The following is a 21,033-nucleotide window of genomic DNA, read 5'->3' as shown; positions in this document are numbered from 1 at the left end:
GGATGTCTCCTTCCGCTCTCCACCCTGTGAGCGGCCAGACTGGCGCAGCGCGCTCGCCCGGGGGATACGCAGATGTCCTGAGCTAGGCCGGCGCGGAGACCTCGGCGACAAGTCTGCGGATGTCCTCCGCCCGGGCGAGATCGGTGCCCGGCGTGGCGACAGCCGCCGCCCCGGCAGCGATGCCGAACCGCAGCGCCTTGGTCATGCCGCGGCCGCCCGCGAGGGCGTGAACCATCGCGGCGAGGAAACTGTCCCCCGCGCCGACCGTGCTCGCCGGGGTCACGGGCAGGGCGGGCAGCCGGACCACCCCGTCCGCCGTGGCAAGCATCGCACCGCGATCGGCCATCGTCACTACGACATGCTCTGCACCGCCGCGCCGCACGATGCCCTGCGCCGCTTCGGCGATGACGGCATCTTCGCGCAGCTCCTCGCCCACCAACCCCGACAGTTCGTCGAGGCTGGGCTTGACCAGGTAGACGCCGCCCGCAGCGAGGGCTCCGGCGAGACCAACGCCCGAGGAATCGAGCACGAAGCGCGCGCCGGCATCGCGCGCCGCCCGCGCCGCGCGAGCATAGAAATCATCGGGCAATCCCCGCGCGAGCGAACCGCTGGCGACGATGTAATCCGCCCGCGCCCGACCCAGCCGGTCGAGACAGGCGCCCCATTCCCCCGGTTCGATTTCGGGTCCCTGCGCAACCACGCGGTATTCGCGCCCGCTGACGCGTTCGAAAACGGTGGTCGAGATCCGCGTACTTCCGGCAATCGGCGTGCAGGCCTTCACCAGCTGGTGCTGGTCGAGCAGCGCGTCGAGCGCCACCCCGGTCGGTCCGCCCGCCATATAGTGGCAACGCGCATTGCCTCCCATGCGGACGAACACCCGCGCGACATTGATCCCCCCGCCGCCGGGATCGTGGCGCTCGCCCGCGGCGCGGAGCTTGCGTACCGGCTCGAGCCGTTCGACCTCATAGGCGATGTCGATCGTCGGATTGACGGTGAGCGTGTCGATACTGTTCATGCCGCCACCTGCGCCCGCGCGTCGAGCCTCTGGGCCAGTCGCGCGAAATGGCGGCTGCGATCTTGCGGCGAAGGGCGGATCGTCATGACATCTCCCGAAACTGCACCCACCGCTTCTGCCGCGGCACCCCCGGTCGCGCTCTCCGGAAATGTACGGATACCCGATGGCGACCCGACCTGCTGGTGATGCGGGCATGCCCATCGCCCACCCTGGACCGGCCACCCCTGCAACCGCAGTTTCGGATGGCACGCGGGGCCCCGGACCGGCAGACCCCCGCTTTATGGAGCAAGGCGGTGGGCGCGAAAGCGGCTTCGTCGGCCGTGGGTTGAGCAAGGTCTATATTACCGGCGAAACACAGGTTCATGCCTTGCGCGGGGTCGATCTCGAAATCCGGCCGGGCGAAGTGGTGGTGCTGCTCGGCCCCTCGGGCAGCGGCAAATCGACGCTGCTCAATATCGTCGGCGGCCTCGACCGCCCGACCGGGGGTGACCTGTGGTTCGGCGAGACCGAGCTGACCGCGCTCGACGAGGCGGCGATGACCCGCTTCCGGCGCCGCAACATCGGCTTCATCTTCCAGTTCTACAATCTCGTCCCCAGCCTCACCGCGCGCGAGAATGTCGCACTGGTGACCGATATCGCGTCCGATCCGATGGATGTCCGCGAGGCGCTGGACCTGGTCGGCCTGGGCGACCGGATAGACCATTTCCCGGCACAGCTTTCGGGCGGCGAACAGCAACGCGTGGCGGTGGCGCGGGCGATCGCCAAGCGCCCGCGCGTGCTGCTGTGCGACGAGCCCACCGGCGCGCTCGACAGCCAGACCGGCACCCGCGTGCTCGAAGCTCTGGCCAAGGCCAATGCGGAACTGGGCACCACGCTGATCCTCATCACGCATAATGCCGGCATTTCGGTCATGGCCGACCGGGTGTTCAATTTCCTCGATGGACAGATCGCCTCGATCGAATCCCACCCGCACCGTGCGCCACCCTCGGAGATCAGCTGGTGAAGGCGCTCGACCGCAAACTGCTGCGCGATTTGTGGCGCATGCGCGGACTGGTGCTGGCGATCGCGCTGGTGATCGGCGCGGCCATGGCGACCTTCATCATGGCGCTGGGCGTGCATCGCTCGCTGATGGATACCCGGGCGGCCTATTACGACCGCTACGGCTTCGCCGATGTCTTTGCCTCGATGACGCGCGCGCCGCGCAGCATTCTCGACCGCGTCGCGCAGATCGAGGGCGTCGGACGGGTCGAGGGCCGCATCCAGCAATATGCGACACTTGAATTGCCGGGCCGTATCGAGCCGGTGCGCGCAATCATCAATTCGGTCGGCGAAGGCGGCAGGAGCCGGCTCAACCGCATCGTCCTGCGCAAGGGCCGCGGTCCCGGGCTCGACCGGGCGGACGAAGTGGTGGTCGACGAAGCCTTCGCCGAGGCCAACCAATTCGACATCGGCGACACGGTCGATGCGATCATCTATGGCAATCGCACGCGCCTGCGGATCGTCGGCATCGGCCTCGCCCCCGACTATATCTATTCGATAGCCCCCGGCGAGCTGATCCCCGACGAGCGCCGCTTCGGCATCTTCTGGATGGGCGAAAAGGCGCTCGAAGCGGCAACCAACCGCATCGGGGCGATCAACAGCCTTTCGCTCAGCCTGGAACACGGCGCTGCCGAGGCGGAAGTGATCCGGCAACTCGACGCGCTTGTCGCGCCCTATGGCGGGACCGGCGCCTATGGCCGCGAGGACCACCTCTCGCACGCCTTCATCGACAACGAGCTGATGCAGCTGAAAGCGATGACCACCATCATCCCGCCGATCTTCCTGGTGGTGTCGACCTTCCTCGTGTTCATCGTGCTCGGGCGGATGATCCGCACCGAGCGCGCCCAGATCGGGCTGATCAAGGCCTTCGGTTACAGCGACGCGGCGATCGGCTGGCACTATCTCAAGTTCGCGCTGGCGACCGCGCTGCTCGGCATCCTCATGGGATGCGCATCGGGATACTGGCTCGGCTACGAGATGATGCAGATCTATGGCGAATATTACCGCTTCCCCTTCCTTTTCTTCACGATCACCCCCGATGTCTTCCTGATGGGGGCGTTGCTCGCCGCCGGCTCGGCGGCGCTCGGCGCGGTCGGCGGGGTGCGCGCGGCGACGCGGCTGACCGCGGCGGCGGCGATGGCTCCACCCCCGCCCCCGGTCTATCGCGCGGGAATGGTCGAGAGGATCGGCGTGGCGGCAGGCTTCAGCGCGGTGGGCCATATGATCGTGCGCCATATCGCGCGCTGGCCGGGCCGCTCGGCAGTCACCGTCGTCGGCGTCTCGCTGTCGCTCGGCCTGCTCTTCTCCACGCTGCAATTCATCGATTCGGCGATGTCGATGGTGGAGGATTTCTTCTACCGCGCTCAGCGGCAGGACCTCACAGTCAGCTTCATCGAACCACGCAACGAGGATGTCCTCTTCGCGCTGCGCGGCCTGCCCGGCGTGCTGGCCGTCGAACCGGTCAATTCGGTGCCCGTGCGGATCACCAGCGGGAACCGGACCGAACGCACCGCGATCGAGGCCGCCTCGCTCGACGCGCAGCTGACCGCGCGGATGGATGCGGCGGGGCGCGAAGTGGCGCTGCCCGCCGCTGGCCTTATGCTCAGCGAACCGCTCGCCCGCAAACTCGATGTGCGCCCGGGGCAAAGCGTGCTGGTCGAGACCTTGACCGGGCGCAGGTTGCGCGCGGAACTGCCGGTCACGCGGACGGTCGACGAACTCGTCGGCTCGCGCGCCTATGCCGAGACCGCCGTAGCCGATCGCCTGCTGCGCGATGCCGCACCGGTCGGAGCGGCACTGCTCAGGATCGATCCGGCGGCGCGCGATGCGATCCTGCTGCGCCTGCGCGACATGCCGGTGGTCCTCGGCGTGACCGAGCGCGCAGCGGCGGCCATCCTGTTCGAGAACGTGGTGCAGGACAACATCCTGACCATGGTGGTGTTCTATGTTGTTTTTGCCGGGGCCATTTCGGTGGGCGTGGTCTACAACAGCGCCCGCATCCTGTTTTCCGAGCGCGCGCATGAACTCGCGACCTTGCGGGTGCTCGGCTATCACCGCAGCGAAGTCGCGATCCTCCTGCTCGGGGAGCTGGCGCTGCTGGTCGTGGTGGCAGTCCCGGTCGGCTGGTTCCTGGGATATTGGATGGCACAATTGATGATGGCGATGTTCAGCTCGGACCTTTTCCGCCTGCCCTTCGCGCCCGACCGCGCGACCTATGGCCACGCCAGCCTCGTCGTACTGGCGGCCGCGCTGGGCACGGCGGCGCTGGTCGCACGGCGGGTCAACCGGCTCGATATGGTCGCCGTACTCAAGGCGCGCGACTGATGTGGGCGCGGATCAAGCGCTGGCGCTGGGCCGCCGCGATCGCCGCGCTGCTGGTGCTGGGACTGGGGTGGAGCCTGTGGCCGGAAGCGGTGGCGGTCGACCTCGCCAGCGTCGACCGCGGGCCGATGGTGATCGGCGTCACCGACGACGGCGTCACACGGGTGCGCGATCTCTACACCGTCTCGGCCCCGGTCAGCGGATATGTCACGCGGATCGAGCTCGACCCCGGTGATGCGGTAATCGCCGGAGCGACCGTGATCGCCCGAATGGCGCCGTTGCCATCAGCTCCGATCGACCCGCGCAGCCGGGCGGAACTGGCCAATGCCGTGCGCGCCGCACGCGCCGCCCAGGCGGGGGCACAGGCCGCCATGCAGCAGGCACAAAGCGATCGGGCACGCGCCGAGGCACTCGCCGAGCGCGGGTTCCTGGCGCGCGCGCGGCTCGAGGCGGCACGCACCGGCGCAAAGGCCGCCACGGCCGAGCTCGCGCGCAGCCGCGCCGAAACGCGCCGTCTCGAAGCCGCGATGCGCGAAGCCTCGGGGACCACGCCGCGCGGCGGTCGCGTCGCGGTCCGCTCGCCCGAAAGCGGGGTGTTGCTGCGGCGGGTGTCTGAGAGCGAAGGCCCGATCGCACAAGGCACGCCGCTGGTCGAAATCGGCGATCCCGCGCGGATCGAAGTGGTGCTCGACCTGCTCTCGCGCGAAGCGGCACGGATTGCGCCCGGGGCCGAGGTGCGCATCACCCATTGGGGTGGCGAGGAGGTGCTGACCGGCCATGTCGACCGCATCGAACCCTTCGGCCGGCTCAAGGTCTCCGCGCTCGGTATCGAAGAACAGCGCGTCGATGTCGTGGTGACCTTTCCCCCGGCAGCGGCCGCCCGGCTCGCCCGGCTGGGCCATGGCTATCAGGTCGATGGCACCGTGGTGCTGTGGCAGGATCCGCGAGCGCTGCGGGTCCCGGTGGGGGCATTGTTCCGCGGCAGCGGCGGCGGCTGGCAGGTCTTTATCGCCGAAGGCGGCCGCGCACGGCTACGCGATGTCGCGGTCGGCCACATCAACGACGAACATGCCGAAGTCACCGACGGACTTCGGCCGGGCGAGCAGGTGGTGGTCAATCCCGGCAGCGCGATCGAGGATGGGGTACGCATCGCGCCTCGCTGACCCCCTGCATCATGCGTGATAGTCGCTCGCCCGCACAAGGCATGCGCTTGCTGCGCGCGGCGCCCAGCGGATATCGCAGCCGCAGCTCCGCCATGAAAAAGGCCATCCCGGACAGCCGGGATGGCTATGGCGGCCGGGTCGCCAGGGCCGCCGAACTCGCGATCGCGCAAACGGCTATTGCGCCGCCGCGATCTCGATCTTGTGCTTGGCGCCGGCGGCTTCGGTATCGCGCGCGACGACGATATCGAGCACGCCGTGGCTGGCCTTGGCCTCGACCTTGTCCGTGACCGCGTCGGCCGGAAGCGCGACGCGCCGCTCGAAGGCGCCATAGCTGCGTTCGGAGAAGGTATAGTCTTCCTCCTGCTCGTCGCGCCGGCTGCATTTCTCGCCCTTGAGCACCAGCATGTCGCCCTCGACCTCGAGGTCGATCTCGGGTTCGATGCCCGGCACCTCGATCGAGATATGATAGCTATCGGGCTTCCGGGTCATTTCCATCGCCGGGGCCGGCATTGCGCCGCCGCCGAAGCGGGCGGGGAGATGAAGCGCAGGCCAGCGGGCAGGAAACTCGTCGAACAGCCGGTCCATTTCGCCGCGCAGGCGGTGGAAGGGCTCGAGGAATTGTTCGGAGAGATTGGTTCGCTGCTTGGCCGGCAGGGTATCGTGTTCGGGCATCGGGGGGCTCCTCGCCTCGGTGGGAGGGACAAATCATCCGCGCTGCGATGAGTCGCCGGATACGCAATGGCCCTTGGGTCAGCCCCACCGCCGCACCCCGCTCAGTCGCGACCGTAGACGTCGGGGTGGTAGACCAGCGCCCCATCGGCCCCGGGCGCGACGGTGAAATAGGCCACATAGATCGGGAAAGGTTGCGCCAGGTCGATCGTCCGCGTCGCCCCGTCCTCGATGATCGCTGGCACGCTGGCGCCATTCCAGCCGTCGGTGGCGAGGATCATCGCAGCAAATTCGAGCGCCCCCGCCACACGCACGCAGCCGTGACTGAGCAGGCGCTCGTCCTGTTCGAACAGGCTGCGGTTCGAGGTGTCGTGGAGATAGACGCTGAAGCGGTTGGGCATGACCAGCTTCATGCGCCCCAGCGCATTGCCATCCCCGGGCATCTGGCGGTAGCGACTGCCGACCCTGATGTAGCCGCGCGCACGTGCCGCGGCGGGATCGTTTCGCACCAGCGCGGCGATTCCCTCACGCGCGATGCTGGCGGGTATGTCCCACCATGGATTGAGCACGACGCCGCCGACCTCGGCTGCGAATACGGGTGTGCGGGTCGTTGGCTTGCCGACGATCACCCGGCGACGGTCGGCGATCCGCCCACCATCCCGCATGGTCAGTTCGCGCGCCGCGATGTTGACGAGGATGCTGCGCGATCCGAGCGGTCGCGGCATCCATCGCCAGCGCGCCAGGTTGAGCGCCAGCTGGTGTCGGCGCCCGAGATCGGTTTCGGTGCGATAGGCCAGCGCCAGCGCGCGATAATCCGGATGGCCCGGATGATGGGCGCGCAGGAAGGCCTCGAGCCGGTCTTCGGCCAGCGCCTGCCGCAGTCCATCGCGCAGATCCGCCTCGCGCCACCCGTTGTCGATGTGCCAGTAGGACGGGGCAGCCGGTCCGCAGCATCGACCGTACCACCCGCGGAGCAACGCCATGCCGGCATGTTCGAGCCTCGCGTCGGCAGCATCGACCAGCGCGGGAGCGGCCGCGATCGCATACAGCGCGAGCCGGTCGGCTTGGGGATAGTCGATGGCTTCGGCATCGCTCGCCGCGACCCAATCGAGCATGGTCTGCGCATACCGACTGACGCCAGGTGAAGGCTCGGCGTGCAGGGCGGCAGGCCAGGCGAGGAGGACAGCGAGGAATGCTTGGAGGAACCGCTTCATCGCTGGCGTCCTGCCCAGCTCGCCCGGGTCAGGGCCATAGGGACATGTCCCTAGGGCTCACGGGCACAGTACCGCCGCGCCGCGCACGCGCCCCTCGCGCAACTGGGCGAGCGCGGCATCGGCCTCCGCCAGCTTGAATATCTCGACCTCGGTTTCGACGGGACAGGATTGCAGCAACTCGAAGAAGGCGCGCCCGTCGGCCCGGGTTAGATTGGCCACCGATTTGAGCACCCGCTCTTCCCACAGCAGGGCATAGGGAAAGGCGGGAATGTCGCTCATGTGGATGCCGGCGCAGACCACCGTCCCGCCCTTGCGGACCGAGCGTAGCGCGAGCGGGACCAGCCCGCCGATCGGGGCGAAAAGCAGGGCCGCATCGAGTTCGCGCGGCGAGACGACATCGGACCGCCCCGCCCAGCGGCAACCGAGCGACAAGGCGAAGTCCTGCGCTTCGGCATCGCCCGGTCGCGTGAAGGCGAAGACCTCGCGTCCCTGCGCCACCATGATCTGGCAGATGATGTGCGCCGCCGCACCGAAGCCGTAGATACCGACACGCCCGGCATCGCCCGCCATCGCCAGCGCACGATAGCCGATGAGCCCGGCGCAGAGCAGCGGCGCGGCGTGAACGTCGTCGAGGTGATCGGGCAGCGCGAAACAGAAATCGGCCTCCGCGAGGACATGGGTGGCAAACCCGCCCGGCCGGGTGAAGCCGGTGAACTGCGCCGCGTCGCAGAGGTTCTCGCGGCCATCGCGGCAATAGCGGCACCGCCCGCAGCTCCGCGCGAGCCAGGGAATTCCCACCCGCTGGCCGCGATTCCAGACCGCGTCCGCGCCACGCTCGACGACATGGCCGACGATTTCGTGACCGGGCACGATGGGCAGGGTACCGTCGATGTCGCCATCGACCACATGCAGGTCGGTCCGGCAGACCCCGCAGGCGGCGACTTCCACGAGAACCTGGCGCGGACCGCATTCGGGCCAGGCCATCTCGACCATCCGTAGCGGCGTTCGCGGACGGTCGAGCTGCATCGCGACCATGGTCCGCCGAGAACCGGGCGCGATCATCGCACCCCGTCGGTCGTCGCCACCGCAACAGGTGGCCCGCGAGATCCGCGGGCTGTCGCAGATGGGGGCGGGCCGGGCGTCATGGAGGCATCCTTCGCTACTCGCCCTTTTGCCGGAATGCGTATATCTCCGTATGTTCGCCCTGTCCGGTGCCCGGCGCACTGTCCAACCGCAGGCCACGCATGTCCGAGAGTTCCCAGAACGCGACCCGCACCGCCGCATTCGGCGGAGCCAGGGAACTTCATGCGCTGATCGACACGGTTCCCGATGCGATGATCGTCATCGATACCGAAGCCCGGATCGTATCCTTCAGTCGCGGTGCCGAGCAGATGTTCGGCTATGCCGAGGAGGATATCCTCGGCGAGAACATCAGCCTGCTCATGCCCTCGCCCGACCGCGAACGGCATGACGACTATCTCCGGCGCTATCTCGACACGGGGGAGAGGCGGATTATCGGGATCGGCCGGGTCACCACGGCCAGGCATCGCGACGGGTCGACTTTTCCGATCGACCTCGCGGTGGGCGAATTGCGGCTGGGCGAGGCGCGGCTGTTTTCCGGCTTCATCCGCGACCTCACCGAGAGCCGCGCAACCGAGAAACAGCTCCACGCCTTGCAGGCCGAACTCGCCCATGTCTCGCGCATCACCTCGATGGGAACGCTGGCGACATCGATCGCGCATGAACTCAACCAGCCGCTGACAGCGGTGGCCAATTACACGCAGGCCGCGCGAGACCTGCTGGTCGACCCCGATGCGGAGGCGATCGAAACGGTGCGCGAGGCGCTCGACGAATGCGCGAAGGAAACGCTGCGCGCCGGCCAGATCGTCCGCCGGCTGCGCGATTTCATCTCGCGAGGAGAAACGACGCGGCGCCTGTCGAGCCTCGAAAAGCTGGTCAAGGAAGCGACCGCGCTGGCGCTGATCAATGGCGACGTGCGCGGGCTCGATGTCCAGAGTCGGCTCGATCCCGATATCGACGAGGTGCTGGTCGACCCGATCCAGATCCAGCAGGTGCTGGTCAATCTGCTGCGCAATGCGCTCGAGGCGATGGAGGCTTCGCCGGTCAAGATCCTCTCGATCGAGAGCCGGCCCGGCCCGCAGGGCATGCTGACGGTGAGCGTGTCGGACAGCGGGCCCGGCATCGAACCGCATGTCGCCGACAAATTGTTCCACCCCTTCGTCAGCAGCAAGGAAAGTGGAATGGGGCTGGGCCTGTCGATCTGTCACACCATAATAAGTTCCCACGGCGGCCGAATCTGGGTAGAACCGTCCGAATTCGGAGGAACGCGTTTCAATTTCACGCTGATGACCGCGGATAGCGAGGTCGAGGATGAGTGAATTCCCGATTTACCTGATCGACGACGACGATGGCGTCAGGCGTTCGGTCGGGTTCATGCTCAAGACTTCGCGGCTCGATGTGCAGGTCTTTGCCGATGGCACCGCCTTCCTGAAGGAAGTGAAACATCTCGACCCCGGCTGCGTCCTGCTCGACGTCCGCATGCCGGGCATGGACGGGCTCGAGGTCCAGGCCGAACTGAGAGAGCGCGGTATCGCCTATCCGGTGGTGGTGATGACCGGCCATGGCGATGTCGACGTGGCGGTCAAGGCGATGAAGGCGGGCGCTGTGGATTTCATCGAGAAGCCGTTCGACAAGCAGGTCGTCCTCGAAGCGGTCGAGGAGGGGTTCAGCCGGCTCGACCGGTCGTCGGAAGTATCGCAACGCAGGAAAGAGGCGAGCCTGCGCCTCAATGCGCTCACGCCACGCGAATACGAGGTGCTCGAAGGCCTGGTCAAAGGCCATCCCAACAAGACCATCGGCTACGACCTCGGGATCAGCGCCCGCACGGTGGAGATCCATCGCGCCAATGTGATGAAGAAGCTGGAGGTCTTCAATCTGTCCGACCTGTTGCGGATTGCATTTGCCGCGGGGGTGGGCGAACCGGAGCCGGGCGCGTCCGGGGCGATGCCGGCCTAGGCGCGCGAGGCCGCCGCCGGTTCCACGCGCTTCAGGTGGACCACGGTGAAGGGCAGGATTTCCTCTTCGGCCACCGTTACCGACTCGCCCAGGCAAAAGCTCTGGTCGGGCAGGCGCGAAAAGCACTCGCACCAGTCCGAGAGCGCCTGTGAAAAGGCCCAGCCCCCGTCGAGCGGGACCACCCAGCCCGACCGATCGGGCTGCTGCGGCCAGTAACGCCTGACCGTTGCGCCGCGCGGATCTGCAGCACGCACCGATGCGTCGATCCGGCCCCCGCTATCGAGTGGAAGCCGGAGCAGAAAGGACCGGCTGGGCGAACCGTTCGGGAACTGCGGCGTCCGACCGAGCTCGAGCCTGATGATGCACCATTCGGCCAAGAGATCCCATTCCTTGTTCCGCATATTCACTTTCGACCGCCCCCGCCGGTTCCGCCTATACGCAGTTGTCCGGGGCGGGATCAGGACAAATCCCTACTTACGCATGGCGCGCACGCGGCCATCCTCGCCCGCACGCCAGCGAGGAGGCATTCATGCGTTCCATACTTCTGCACATCCACGACGATCACTGTCTCGAAGCCTGCCGGCAGGTCGCTTTCGATCTTGCCCGGGCCTTTACCGGCCATGTCACCTGCCTGCAGCCCGTGCCGCTCGAAGTCGGCTATGGCGATTTCTACGGCATTGCCGCAGCGCAGATCGTTCCGCAGATCCAGAAGAACGCCGAGGAAGTGCGCGAAGCCCAGGAACGGCACCTGGCCGGGGAAGACGCTCCGTGGAACTGGGTGGTCGACCACCAGTGGGCGCGGCTCGCTCTGCGCGAATACGCTCCGCTCAACGACGTCATCATCACCGGTGCCTGTGGCGACAGCAAGGTCGACGCGAGTTACAAGGCGCTGGCAACCGAAATGGTCATCAAGCTGCGCACCCCGGTGCTGCTGGTGCCCGAGCAGACACGCAGTTTCGATGCGACCGCCCCGCTGGTCATCGCGTGGAACGGCTCGGGCGAGGCGGCCAATGCGATGCGCGGCGCGCTGCCCCTGCTCAAGACTGCAGCATCGGTAACCGTGCTCTCGGTCGAGGAGGAAGCGAGCCACCCCCGGCTCCCGCCCGAAGCTGCCGCCGCCTATCTCTCGCGCCACGGTATCGGGGCCGAGATCGTCGTGGAACCGCCCTTGAAGGACGGCATCGCGGCGACCATCGCGCATGTCGCCGAAAGGATGGGTGCGAGTTGCATCGTCATGGGCGCATACGGCCATTCGCGGCTGCGCGAATTCGCGCTGGGAGGGGTCAGCCGGAGCCTGCTCACCTCGCCCCCGATACCGCTGTTTCTCGCTCACTGAACGCGAAAGGCGCGCGGCTCGCACCGCGGCTAGCCCTCGACGCCTGTCTGCTCCACGGCCACGCCCGATGCTGCGCGCTGGTGCGCCGCGGGCAGGCGGAGCCGCACTTCAGCGGTGCGGCCCCGCGGGGGAAAGGCAACCGGCTTCCACGGGGCGGGCTGGCCATCGATCGTCATCGCCGGGTGCGAAACCTGCGAAGTTTCGACGAGAACCGCTATCGTCCCCCCGTTGCGCGTGATGCGTGCGCTGAATTGCGACCAGCCGGGCGGCAGGCAGGGCGCGAGCGCAAGCGCCCCCTCTTCGAGGTGCAACCCGAGGATGCCTTCCACCGCCAGGCGCCAACTCCAGGCGGCGGCGCCGGTGTACCAGCTCCAGCCGCCCCGTCCGCGCCGCGCCCCTTCGGTGGCGATGTCGCCGGCGACGCAATAGGGTTCGATGCGATAGCGATCGGTGGAAACGGGATCGGCCGACCGGTGTGCCGGGCTGATCGTGGTGAAGACGCGATAGGCCCTGTCGCCATCGCCCGCCGCGGCGAAGGCCAGCCCCAGCCAGGCGGCAGCATGGTTGTATTGCCCGCCGTTCTCGCGCACTCCGGGCGGATAGGAGGCGATATAGCCGGGATCGCTCCCGTCGATGCGGAACGGGGGCCACAACAGCCGGAGCAGATCGGCCTTCCCATCGAGCAGATGGACCCAGGCGCTATCCAGCGCACGCTCGGCGCGCGGATCCTCGCCGAGCGCGAAGCGGGCCCATGACTGGGCTATCGAATCGATCGCGCATTGCGAATTTCCCGCAGAGCCGAGAGGATTGCCGCCATCGTCATAGGCACGCCTGAACCACTGGCCATCCCAGCCGTGTTCGCGCGCCGCAGCGCGGATCGTCGCGGCCCGCGCCTGCCAGTGGCGTGCCTGGTCGCCCCGCGCGAGCCGGGTCAGCATATTGGCGTGGAGTTCCATCACCTCGGAAGCGAACCAGGCGAGCCAGACGCTCTCGCCATGTCCCGCGATGCCTAGGCGGTCCATCCCGTCGTTCCAGTCGCCCGCCCCGATCAGCGGCAGGCCGTGCGCCCCGGTCGCAATACGCTCGAGCGCTCTCTCGCAGTGATCGATGATCGGTGCCGGATTATCCGCAGGGGGAAAGCGGTCGTAGCGATCGCTCTCGTCATCGGCGAGCGGGGGAGCGGCGAGGAAATCGACGCTTTCTGTCAGGATACTCTCGTCGCCGGTGGCCTCGACATAGGTTCCTACGGCATAGGCCAGCCAGTGCAGATCGTCGCTGAAGCGCGTGCGCACCCCGCGCCCGGCAGGCGGATGCCACCAGTGGAGGACGTCGCCCTGCTCGAACTGGTGGCGGGCACAGCGCAGGATCTGCTCGCGCGCCAGCGTGGGTCGCGCACGCAGGAAGGCGAGGACATCCTGCAGCTGGTCGCGAAAGCCATAGGCGCCGCTCGCCTGGTAGAAGCCACAGCGACCGAATATGCGCGAGGACAGCGCCTGATAGGGCAGCCAGCGATTGACCATCAGGTCGAAGCGCGGATCGGGGGTCTCGACCTGCAACGTGTCCGCGAGCCTATCCCAGAATGCGCTCGCGTCGGCGCGCGCCTGCCGCGCCATCCCCGGCGCGGTCCAGCGTGCGACCTTGGCCAGCGCCTCGCTGCGACCGGCGGCGTCGCCCAGCACGAAGCAAGCCTCGACCGTCTCGCCCGGCGCCAGCTCGAGATGCAGCTGATAGGCGCCGCACGGCTGATAGCTGGCGGGAATCGCACTGTGCAGGCCCCAGCGCCGCAGGGCCTCGGGCCGTGCGGGATCGCCGTCCTCGCCCAGGAATTCGCCGCGGTCGACGCAATAGCCGTGCGCGGGTCGGCTTGCGGCGAGAAAGGCGACCCGCTCGGCGAAATCCTCGCGCCAGGGATTGGCAGCGAGCAGCGCCGCGGGCGCATCGGCAAATTCGCAGCGGATGTGGCGACGGTCGGTGCTGGCGAGCGCACCCAGCAGCCATTCGACGTAATAGGTCGCGGTCAACCGGCGAGGCCGGTCGGTCAGATTGCGCAGCTCGACATGGACAAGCTTGACCGTGTCGTCTGGGGGGACGGTCACGGTCATGCGCTGATCGAGACCGTGCGAGCGCGCGTGCCAGCTGCTCCAGCCCTGCGCATGACGGACCTCGCAGCGGATATCGGCCCCGCACGGCGCGGGTGCGATGCTCCACAGCTGCGCCGTCTCTTCATCGCGCAGGTACAGCGCCTCGCTGACGCGGTCGCCGACGGGATCGTTGGTCCAGCTGGTCAGGCGATGCTCGCCGCTGTTGACCGACCAGGTGAAGCCGCCGCCCGCCTCGGTGACGAGCGTGCCGAAATCGGGATTGGCAAGCACGTTTGCCCACGGGGCAGGAGTCGTCCCGTCGGCTTCAAGTGCGATCGCGCAGGCTGCTTCACCGAGCTCGAACAGGGGGACTTCGGCGCGTGTCGAGCGGGGCGTCGCAGCCGGTTCGGAAAGCGGCGGGCGCGAGGCAATGATTGGCGGGATCGGCAGATGGCCCGCGTTTGCGGCCCGCTCGAGCTGGCTTGCAAGCGACCCCTCGTTCTCGACCAGGCAGGCCGCTGCCGTGCCCTTGAGCTGGCGCGTGCGCGCCTCGCCAAGCTGGTCGGAAAAGAGCAGATGCACGCCGCCCCGCGCCCCCAACGCCCCGGCCGAGCCCGCTGCATGCAGCAGCGTCGAAAGCTGTTCGCGCAAGGGTTCGAGATAGCCCGAGCCCGCCGTCTGGAGAAGGACGAGATCGCTCTCGAGGCCGGCCAGGCGCCACTGGCGGTGCGCGCGAACCAGCACTTCGGGCAATTCGCCGCCCTCGCCTTCGACCTCGAGCAGGACGATCGGCAAATCGCCCGAAATTCCCATGCCCCAGAGATCGCTTTGCGCTCCGCCTTGTGCGGACGGGGCAGGATCGCGCTGTGTCAGTGCCGGGTGCGCGAAGGCCAGCATCATGCCGAGTTCCTGAGTGGCGATCAGCTCCGCATCGGAAAGGCCTTCGCCGTCGTGTACCGGGCTGCAGCCGGCGCGGCCCTGGTGCAGCAGCCAGCCGATCGCCGCCGGGGTGCGCAGCGTCTGGGCGACCGACTCAACGGTTTCGGCACTGCCGCCGACCAGCGTGAGGAAGTCGAACTGCCGCTCTTCGCCGGGTTGCAGCCGGCATTCGAGCTGCAGGACGCAGGCCGCGTCGAGCCCCGAAAGATCGTCGGGCGGAAGCTGGCGATGCGCGCCTTGCGGATCGCGCAGGTCGCGGTTCCGCCCGAGGAAGGCGCGGCGATCGCTCGACCAGGTCAGGCCGCGCGCCGGCCCGTTTGCGTCGACCAGCGTGTAGAGCACGCTCGGCGGTGTTTCCTGCGGCGTGCGCGGACGCCGGGTGAACAGCATTCCGGCCGGTGCATCGAGGAATCGGCCCGAGACGAACAGGCGGTTGAAGACCGGGTGCCGCTCGTCCTCGATGGCCCGTGAAAGCACCGGTTCCGCATACCAGCTCAGCAGCAGGTCGCGCTCGTGCGCGGCCTCGTTGCGCAGCGTAATGCGGCGGATTTCGAGATCGTGGTCCTGCGCCAGCGCGATTTCCATCGTCGCTTCGAGCTGCTGGTCGCTGGCGTGGAATTCGGCTCCGTCGGAAGCGAAGCCGATCGACGAGGCGGTGGCGATACCCTCACCGCGTCCCGCACCCATAGCCAGCAGCCGCTGCGACTTCCGGTCCTTGACGTAAAAGGCGGGGCCCGCGTTCTCGACCAGCGGATCGCCGGCAAAGCGGTTGATCGCATACCCCTGCCAGCGCAGCGCGGCGGGGCCGCGATCGGATATCCAGCTCGACAGCCGGCCATTGGCCAGCAGCACGCCCTGCGGCCAAGGCCGCGCGCGCCGCCTCCAGCGCACGGGTGCGCGGGCGGGCGTGCGCCTTTCGCTACCGGCCTGCGCGACCTCCAGCCGGGTGATTTCGGAGGGCAGTTCGTAGGGCACGCGCTCGCTCAGCAGCAGCGCGACGGTGGCCACCCGCGGATGCTGCATGAAACGCCGCGCATGGCAATCGCCGCACAGCGCATTGCCGATCGCGCCGAGGATCATCCCCTGGTGATGCGCCATCGCCGCATTGACCGGTGCGAAACGGCGGCCATCGGGAATCCGTCCGGGGGTGAAGTCGAGCGCTTCGTAGAGCCCGAACCGACTGCCCGCACCGAGACGGTCGATCGCCTGAAGGTTGGCGACCGCCGCCGGGGGATCGACCGCCAGCGCCAGCGCCGTGGCATAGGGCGCGATCACCGCGTCCTCGGCAAGGCCGCGACGCATGCCGAGATCGGGGACACCGAAGGCGCGGTACTGGAAGCGGTTCTCGGCATCGCGCAACGCATAGGCGGATTCGGACACGCCCCAGGGCAAGCCGTTGCGCTCGCCATAGCGACGCTGCAGCGCCGCCGCCGCGGCCTCGCTGCGCCCGACCAGCGTGTTGCGTTCGCTCGGCAGGAACAGCCGCGGCATGAGATATTCGAACATCGAGCCGTTCCACGACTGGATCAGCAGGTCGCGCGCGCGGCGCACGACCGGTCGCCCGAGGTGAAACCAGTGCCGCACGGGCAGGTCGCGCTTGGCGATCGCCAGCAGGCTGGCGAGCCGCGCCTCGGAGGCGAGCAGATCGTAGTGATGCGTATCGATCCGGCCGAGGCTGGCATTGTACCCGAGATAGAGCAGGTCGCGGTTGGCGTCGTAGAGCCAGGCGAAATCCATCGCCCAGGCCAGCCGCTCGTAGGCCTGCGCCAGTTGCGCCATGCGGGTCCCGTGCGGGAGGGCGACGCTGGCGTCGCGTGTCAGCTCACGCAGGTGGTGGTCGAGCCTCTCGAGCCAGCTACGCAGGTCGGTCCGGCGAGCCGGATCGAGCGCCACGGGGTCGGCCAGCAGATGCTCGCCGGTCGCTGCCAACCGCCCCAGTGCTTGGCGCCACTCGCTCTCGAAGGGGACAAGCGGATCGTCGCCCCGCGCCACGCAGTCGGCGATGGCAGTGCCGAGCGCACGCGCCTCGTGCGCCAGCGGCTCGCCCCGGGTGAACGCCGCCGCCTCGGCCACCAGATCGAGCAGGTCGCGCAGGCCCAGCCAGCGCTGGGGTTCGAGCGTTGCGGCCTCCCCCGCCTCGCGCAGCGTCGCGGCATAGGCGATCATCGCCACTGCCAGATTGCCGCTGTCGACCACGCTCACGTAGCGCGGTTCGAGCGGCTCCAGGTCGCGCGTATTGCACCAATTGTAGAAGTGTCCGCGGTATCGCGGGAGGCGGTCGAGCGTGTCGAGCAGGTTCTCCGAGCGCGCTTCGAGCTCGGCCCGGCCGATGAAGCCGAGGTACCAGGCGGTGGCGGTCGAGGTCAGCAGCATCCCGATATTGGTCGGCGAGGTGCGGTGGGCGATTTCCTCGAACGGCGGACCCTGGTAGTTGTCGGGCGGGAGCCAGTGATCGGCCGGTCCTGCAAAGGTCTCAAAATAGAGCCAGGTCCGGCGTGCGAGGCGGCGCAGGTACAGCAACCCCGCAGCATCGATCGCGCGCGCCTCGGGCTGCGCCGGTCGCACCAGCCACCGAGCGATTTCGGGCGCCAGTATCCACGGTACGAGCAGGATCGCCGCGGTCGGCAGCGCCGCGGGCCGGAATTGCAGCACGATCCCCGCGATGCCGAGTGCGACCAGGCTTGCCGGCCACATCTCGCGCCAGCTGCACCGGCGAGGGCTGTCGCCGACTTGCGTCCGCGCCACGCCCGCCGCCGTGGTCCATTGCAGCAGGTGATGGCGCGTGACCAGCAACCGCCCCAGCGTCAGCGCGATGGCATGGGCGGATACCAGCGCCTCGTGGCAGAGGAACGCGATCGCCAGCGCCGCGCGACCGGCATTGTCCTCGATCCGGCCGCCAAGCCCCCGCACCGCCCCCTTGCGCCGCCCCCGCGCCATTCCCGTCGCGAGCTCGATCAGCAATTGTCCCGAATGCGCGAAGACGACCAGCAGGGTCCAGGCAAGAGGACTGCCCGGCAGCACCAGCCATCCGGCTATCGCGAGCGCGAGCAGCGACGGCGCGACAAGGCTGCGCCGCAAATTGTCGAGGAGCTTCCACCGGTCGACCGCGGCGAAGGGGTTGCGCGTACATGCCCCCGCCTCCGACGGCACGCGGGGCCCCAGCCAGGGCAGCAACTGCCAGTCGCCGCGAATCCAGCGGTGCAAACGCCGCGCATATTCGGAATAGCTGGCCGGAAAATTCTCGTAGAGGACGATGTCGCTCGCCAGTGCGGCACGGCAGAACGCCCCTTCGAAGAGGTCGTGGCTGAGGATCGCATTCTCGGGCACGCGATCGGCGAGGCAGGCGCGAAAGGCGTCGACCTCGTAGATCCCCTTGCCGACGAAAACGCCCCAGCCGAACAGGTCCTGGTACACGTCGGAGACTGCGCGGCTGTATATGTCGATCGCCGTGTCGCCGGGAAACAGCCGGGCAAAGAGCGAACGCTCGCCCGATTGCGGCGAAATTTCGATCCGCGGCTGGACGATGGCATGCCCCCGTCGCGGCAGGCGGGTGTCGGGATCGATGCATGGACGGTTGAGCGGATGATCGATCGCCGCCACCAGCCGCGCGACGCTGCCCGCCGAAAGCATGGTGTCGGCATCCAGCGTGACCACATAGCGAAGCCCGTGCAGCGCCTCGGTCGGTCCGACCGTGATCGCGAACGCCGCCGTGTCCCCGGTCGCCACCAGCGTGTTGAACTGCCCGAGCTTGCCGCGCTTGCGCTCCCACGCCATCCAGCACTTTTCCGCGGCGTTGAACCGGCGTGGGCGCATCAGCAGGTGGAACGGCTCATGCCCCTCGGTCGCATAGCGGGCGTTGAGCCGTTCGATCTCGGCGATCAGACCATCGACCAGCTCGGTGTCCCCGGGCTCATGAGGCAGGTCGGCATCGGCCGGATCGGCGAGCAGGACGATCGAGAGTTGGCGATCGATGTTGGCGAGCCAGTGCTGTTCGAGCACGTGCGCAATTTCGCGCCGGTCGTCGCGGGGCGAGAGGATCACCGGAACCACTACCGCCGTCCTTGCACTCGCGGGTAGGCCACCGGTGTAATCCATCTTCGGAAGGATTCGCGGTGGCAGGAAGCGGGTCAGCACACCGTTCAGCGTCACCATGGCGAGGATCGACGAGGGGATCACGGCCAACAGCAGTCCGCCGAGCCACGCCTGGGGCAAGGCCTGCGCGAGATGGAGGAAAAGCGCCGGGGTCACCATGAAGGCCACCCACAGGCCGAACCCGAGGCAGGCATAGACGGCCCAGGGATGCGCCAGTACCACGCGGCCGGCCCGCCTGTTCCACGGGATCGCCGCACCAAGGCGGGTTTCGAGGGCTTCGCGACCGCGATCGAGCAACCAGTAGCCCACGTGTCGCCGCACCGGGTCCTGCGCATCGGCGGTCAGCGTGAGTACCTCCTGCGCCACCTCCTGCTCCGGGCGCCCCGCATCGGCGGCTATCTGCTCGAGCGCGCCGCGATAACGGTCGCGCGTTTCGAAATCCATGCGCGGATAGGCCAGCGCGGGATCGCCCAGCAGCGTCCGTTCGACGATACTCACTGCATCGACGAAATCCCCCCAGGCAATCTCGGAGATCGTCCGCAGGACGGTGATCGATCGCGCCACCCGCTCGACTGCATGCACGGAGCGCGGATCGGGCGGCTCCAGCCAGGAATCGAGCTGCTTCGCCCCTACGCCGCCGAACAGTTCGGCCAGCGCCGCAAGCAGCGTTTCGATCGCGACGATGCGGAGCATGTTGGGCAGCGCCCACAGCTCTGCCAGCGAGAGCGGCCAGCTCTTTTGCAGCTGGCCGATGTAGTTCTCGAATTCGCCGCAAGAGAGCTGCAGGTGGCTGCATCGAAAATAGTCGCGGGCAATCGCGTAGGGGCGCGGCCGGATGTCCTCGCCCGGCGCCCCGGGCAGCTTTGCCAGATAGGCGCGCGGCAACCCCTTGACGACTTCGCGCAGCGCACGCGCGACGTGATAGTCATTGTCGAGCAGCCATTCCGCCGCCTTTTCGGTCCCGTCGGGAGGTGTCAGGGCTTCGCGGCGGAAGGCTTCGAAGGAGGCTTGAACGCGGTCGATCCTGCCGATCAGGTCGATCTCATCGACCGGTCCCGCCACCGGCGTGAAGTCTCCGATGCAGCCGTCCTCGCTACAATGTCCGGCAGCTGCCTCGGCGGACATGTCTAGCCTTCGCCGAACTGGAACAGCGATGGCTGCGGGCCAAGCTCCCTGGCGCGCGCTTCGGTAAACCGCGAACCGGTCCGCACCAGCAGGACCGGAATGTCGGCGGCGCCCAGGAGATGCCTTGCCACACTGCCGCAAGGAGTATGGGCAAGGGCCGATCGACCGTGGGCCGACATGACCACAAGGTCGAAATCGCACTTTTCGATCACTTCGAGAAGCGACAGGCGCGGGTCGCCGGGTCCGCCGACAAGCAGTTCGACCGGGAGATCGGCGATTTCGTATTGGCGGGCAATGGCTTCCAGCCGGCGTCTTGCCCGCAGGGCTGGATCGACCGACGCTCTGGCAGAATCTGTGCCGGGCTCCGCTACGTTGCGGTCGAGGACGTGGACCAGCGCCAGGCTGGCACGGTGTCTGGCGGCGAGACGGCGCGCGAGGGGCAACACGCTTTCAGCACGCGGCGAACCATCGAGCGGAACGAGAATGCGGCGATAGCGCCCCTCGCCGGTGGCCGCGTCGGGCGGGACGACGAGGATCGAGACGTCGGTATGCTCGAGCAGCTGCATATAGGCAGCCTCCGCCCCTCCTGTACGATCCTCGCGCGGGGTCACGATGATCGAGGCCCGCGCCTGCCGCACGATCGACCGCAAGGTCGCCGGCAGGCGATCGATGTCGAACCACAGGATCGGTTCGTCCTCGGCATCCAGGCGGCGCGTCAGCGATTGCAAGTCGGCCTTGAGCGAGCAGTCCTGATAGCGCCAGGCCACCGGATCGGCGGGAATGTCGGCAATGGCAAACTCGTTGATTCTGGCGATGGCGAGCCGGAGATCGAGGCCCTTGCTGACCGCGATCGCGTGAGCGGCCGAGGCGCTCCGCGCGCCGTGATGATCGAGCAGCGCAAGCACGGTGGCGCGATCCGCATCACGCCGGTCGACAAGCTCCGAAGCCTCCCGTCCCAGCGCGGCGACGGGATCGTCGAGAATAGGCGAAAGGTCTGGCATCG

General features: G+C 68.0%; 13 protein-coding genes. 6 read left to right on the top strand and 7 right to left on the bottom strand.

Features of this window, described 5'->3' with window-relative positions; all coding sequences use genetic code 11:
* Positions 1 to 82: 82 nt before the first annotated feature.
* Entirely contained in the window at positions 83 to 1,015 is a 933-nt protein-coding gene (locus ACEQZ0_RS10260) for a 1-phosphofructokinase family hexose kinase (RefSeq protein WP_370190680.1), read from the bottom strand.
* 280 nt (positions 1,016 to 1,295) lie between these two features.
* On the opposite strand from ACEQZ0_RS10260, the gene ACEQZ0_RS10255 reads away from it, so the two are divergent.
* Genes ACEQZ0_RS10255 through ACEQZ0_RS10245 form a run of 3 tightly spaced genes read left to right on the top strand, consistent with a single transcriptional unit; the run spans position 1,296 to position 5,538 of the window.
* A complete protein-coding gene (locus tag ACEQZ0_RS10255; RefSeq protein WP_370190679.1) occupies positions 1,296 to 2,018 on the top strand; it encodes an ABC transporter ATP-binding protein in 723 nt (240 codons plus the stop codon).
* Complete coding sequence (locus tag ACEQZ0_RS10250) at positions 2,015 to 4,378, top strand: ABC transporter permease (RefSeq protein ID WP_370190678.1); 2,364 nt, start codon at positions 2,015 to 2,017, stop codon at positions 4,376 to 4,378. The genes ACEQZ0_RS10255 and ACEQZ0_RS10250 overlap by 4 nt, the downstream gene beginning before the upstream one ends.
* The gene (locus ACEQZ0_RS10245; RefSeq protein WP_370190677.1) at positions 4,378 to 5,538 is read left to right on the top strand and encodes an efflux RND transporter periplasmic adaptor subunit; all 1,161 of its coding nucleotides are present in this window, start codon (positions 4,378 to 4,380) and stop codon (positions 5,536 to 5,538) included. The genes ACEQZ0_RS10250 and ACEQZ0_RS10245 overlap by 1 nt, the downstream gene beginning before the upstream one ends.
* Positions 5,539 to 5,712: 174 nt before the next feature.
* Here ACEQZ0_RS10245 and ACEQZ0_RS10240 read toward each other — a convergent pair whose 3' ends face one another.
* The 3 genes from ACEQZ0_RS10240 to ACEQZ0_RS10230 form a co-directional block, all read right to left on the bottom strand.
* Entirely contained in the window at positions 5,713 to 6,210 is a 498-nt protein-coding gene (locus tag ACEQZ0_RS10240; RefSeq protein WP_370190676.1) for an Hsp20/alpha crystallin family protein, read from the bottom strand.
* A 101-nt stretch (positions 6,211 to 6,311) separates the two neighbouring features.
* Complete coding sequence (locus ACEQZ0_RS10235) at positions 6,312 to 7,421, bottom strand: L,D-transpeptidase family protein (RefSeq protein ID WP_370190675.1); 1,110 nt, start codon at positions 7,419 to 7,421, stop codon at positions 6,312 to 6,314.
* Between the two features lie 57 nt (positions 7,422 to 7,478).
* Complete coding sequence (locus tag ACEQZ0_RS10230) at positions 7,479 to 8,483, bottom strand: zinc-dependent alcohol dehydrogenase family protein (RefSeq protein WP_370190674.1); 1,005 nt, start codon at positions 8,481 to 8,483, stop codon at positions 7,479 to 7,481.
* Between the two features lie 182 nt (positions 8,484 to 8,665).
* On the opposite strand from ACEQZ0_RS10230, the gene ACEQZ0_RS10225 reads away from it, so the two are divergent.
* Positions 8,666 to 9,820 carry a nitrogen regulation protein NR(II) gene (locus tag ACEQZ0_RS10225; RefSeq protein WP_370190673.1) on the top strand — a complete coding sequence of 385 codons (1,155 nt, stop codon included), beginning with the start codon at positions 8,666 to 8,668 and terminating at the stop codon, positions 9,818 to 9,820.
* Positions 9,813 to 10,457, top strand: coding sequence for a response regulator transcription factor (locus ACEQZ0_RS10220; protein ID WP_370190672.1), 645 nt, complete (start codon positions 9,813 to 9,815; stop codon positions 10,455 to 10,457). Before ACEQZ0_RS10225 ends, ACEQZ0_RS10220 begins: the two co-directional genes overlap by 8 nt.
* Here ACEQZ0_RS10220 and ACEQZ0_RS10215 read toward each other — a convergent pair.
* On the bottom strand, positions 10,454 to 10,864 hold the full coding sequence (locus ACEQZ0_RS10215; protein ID WP_370190671.1) for a hypothetical protein: 411 nt from the start codon (positions 10,862 to 10,864) through the stop codon (positions 10,454 to 10,456). The two genes, ACEQZ0_RS10220 and ACEQZ0_RS10215, sit on opposite strands and share 4 nt — an antisense overlap.
* A gap of 122 nt (positions 10,865 to 10,986) precedes the next feature.
* Between ACEQZ0_RS10215 and ACEQZ0_RS10210 the strand changes: the two genes are divergently transcribed.
* Positions 10,987 to 11,793, top strand: coding sequence for a universal stress protein (locus tag ACEQZ0_RS10210; RefSeq protein WP_370190670.1), 807 nt, complete (start codon positions 10,987 to 10,989; stop codon positions 11,791 to 11,793).
* Between the two features lie 29 nt (positions 11,794 to 11,822).
* On the opposite strand, the gene ACEQZ0_RS10205 is transcribed toward ACEQZ0_RS10210, so the two are convergent.
* The gene (locus ACEQZ0_RS10205; protein ID WP_370190669.1) at positions 11,823 to 20,030 is read right to left on the bottom strand and encodes a GH36-type glycosyl hydrolase domain-containing protein; all 8,208 of its coding nucleotides are present in this window, start codon (positions 20,028 to 20,030) and stop codon (positions 11,823 to 11,825) included.
* A 2-nt stretch (positions 20,031 to 20,032) separates the two neighbouring features.
* The gene (locus tag ACEQZ0_RS10200; RefSeq protein WP_370190668.1) at positions 20,033 to 21,031 is read right to left on the bottom strand and encodes a universal stress protein; all 999 of its coding nucleotides are present in this window, start codon (positions 21,029 to 21,031) and stop codon (positions 20,033 to 20,035) included.
* Positions 21,032 to 21,033: the final 2 nt, after the last annotated feature.

The organism is Qipengyuania sp., from assembly GCF_964227205.1.
Taxonomy (GTDB): domain Bacteria; phylum Pseudomonadota; class Alphaproteobacteria; order Sphingomonadales; family Sphingomonadaceae; genus Qipengyuania.
The sequence above is the reverse complement of the archived record's forward strand: the minus strand, read 5'-3'. Positions and strand labels throughout refer to the sequence as shown.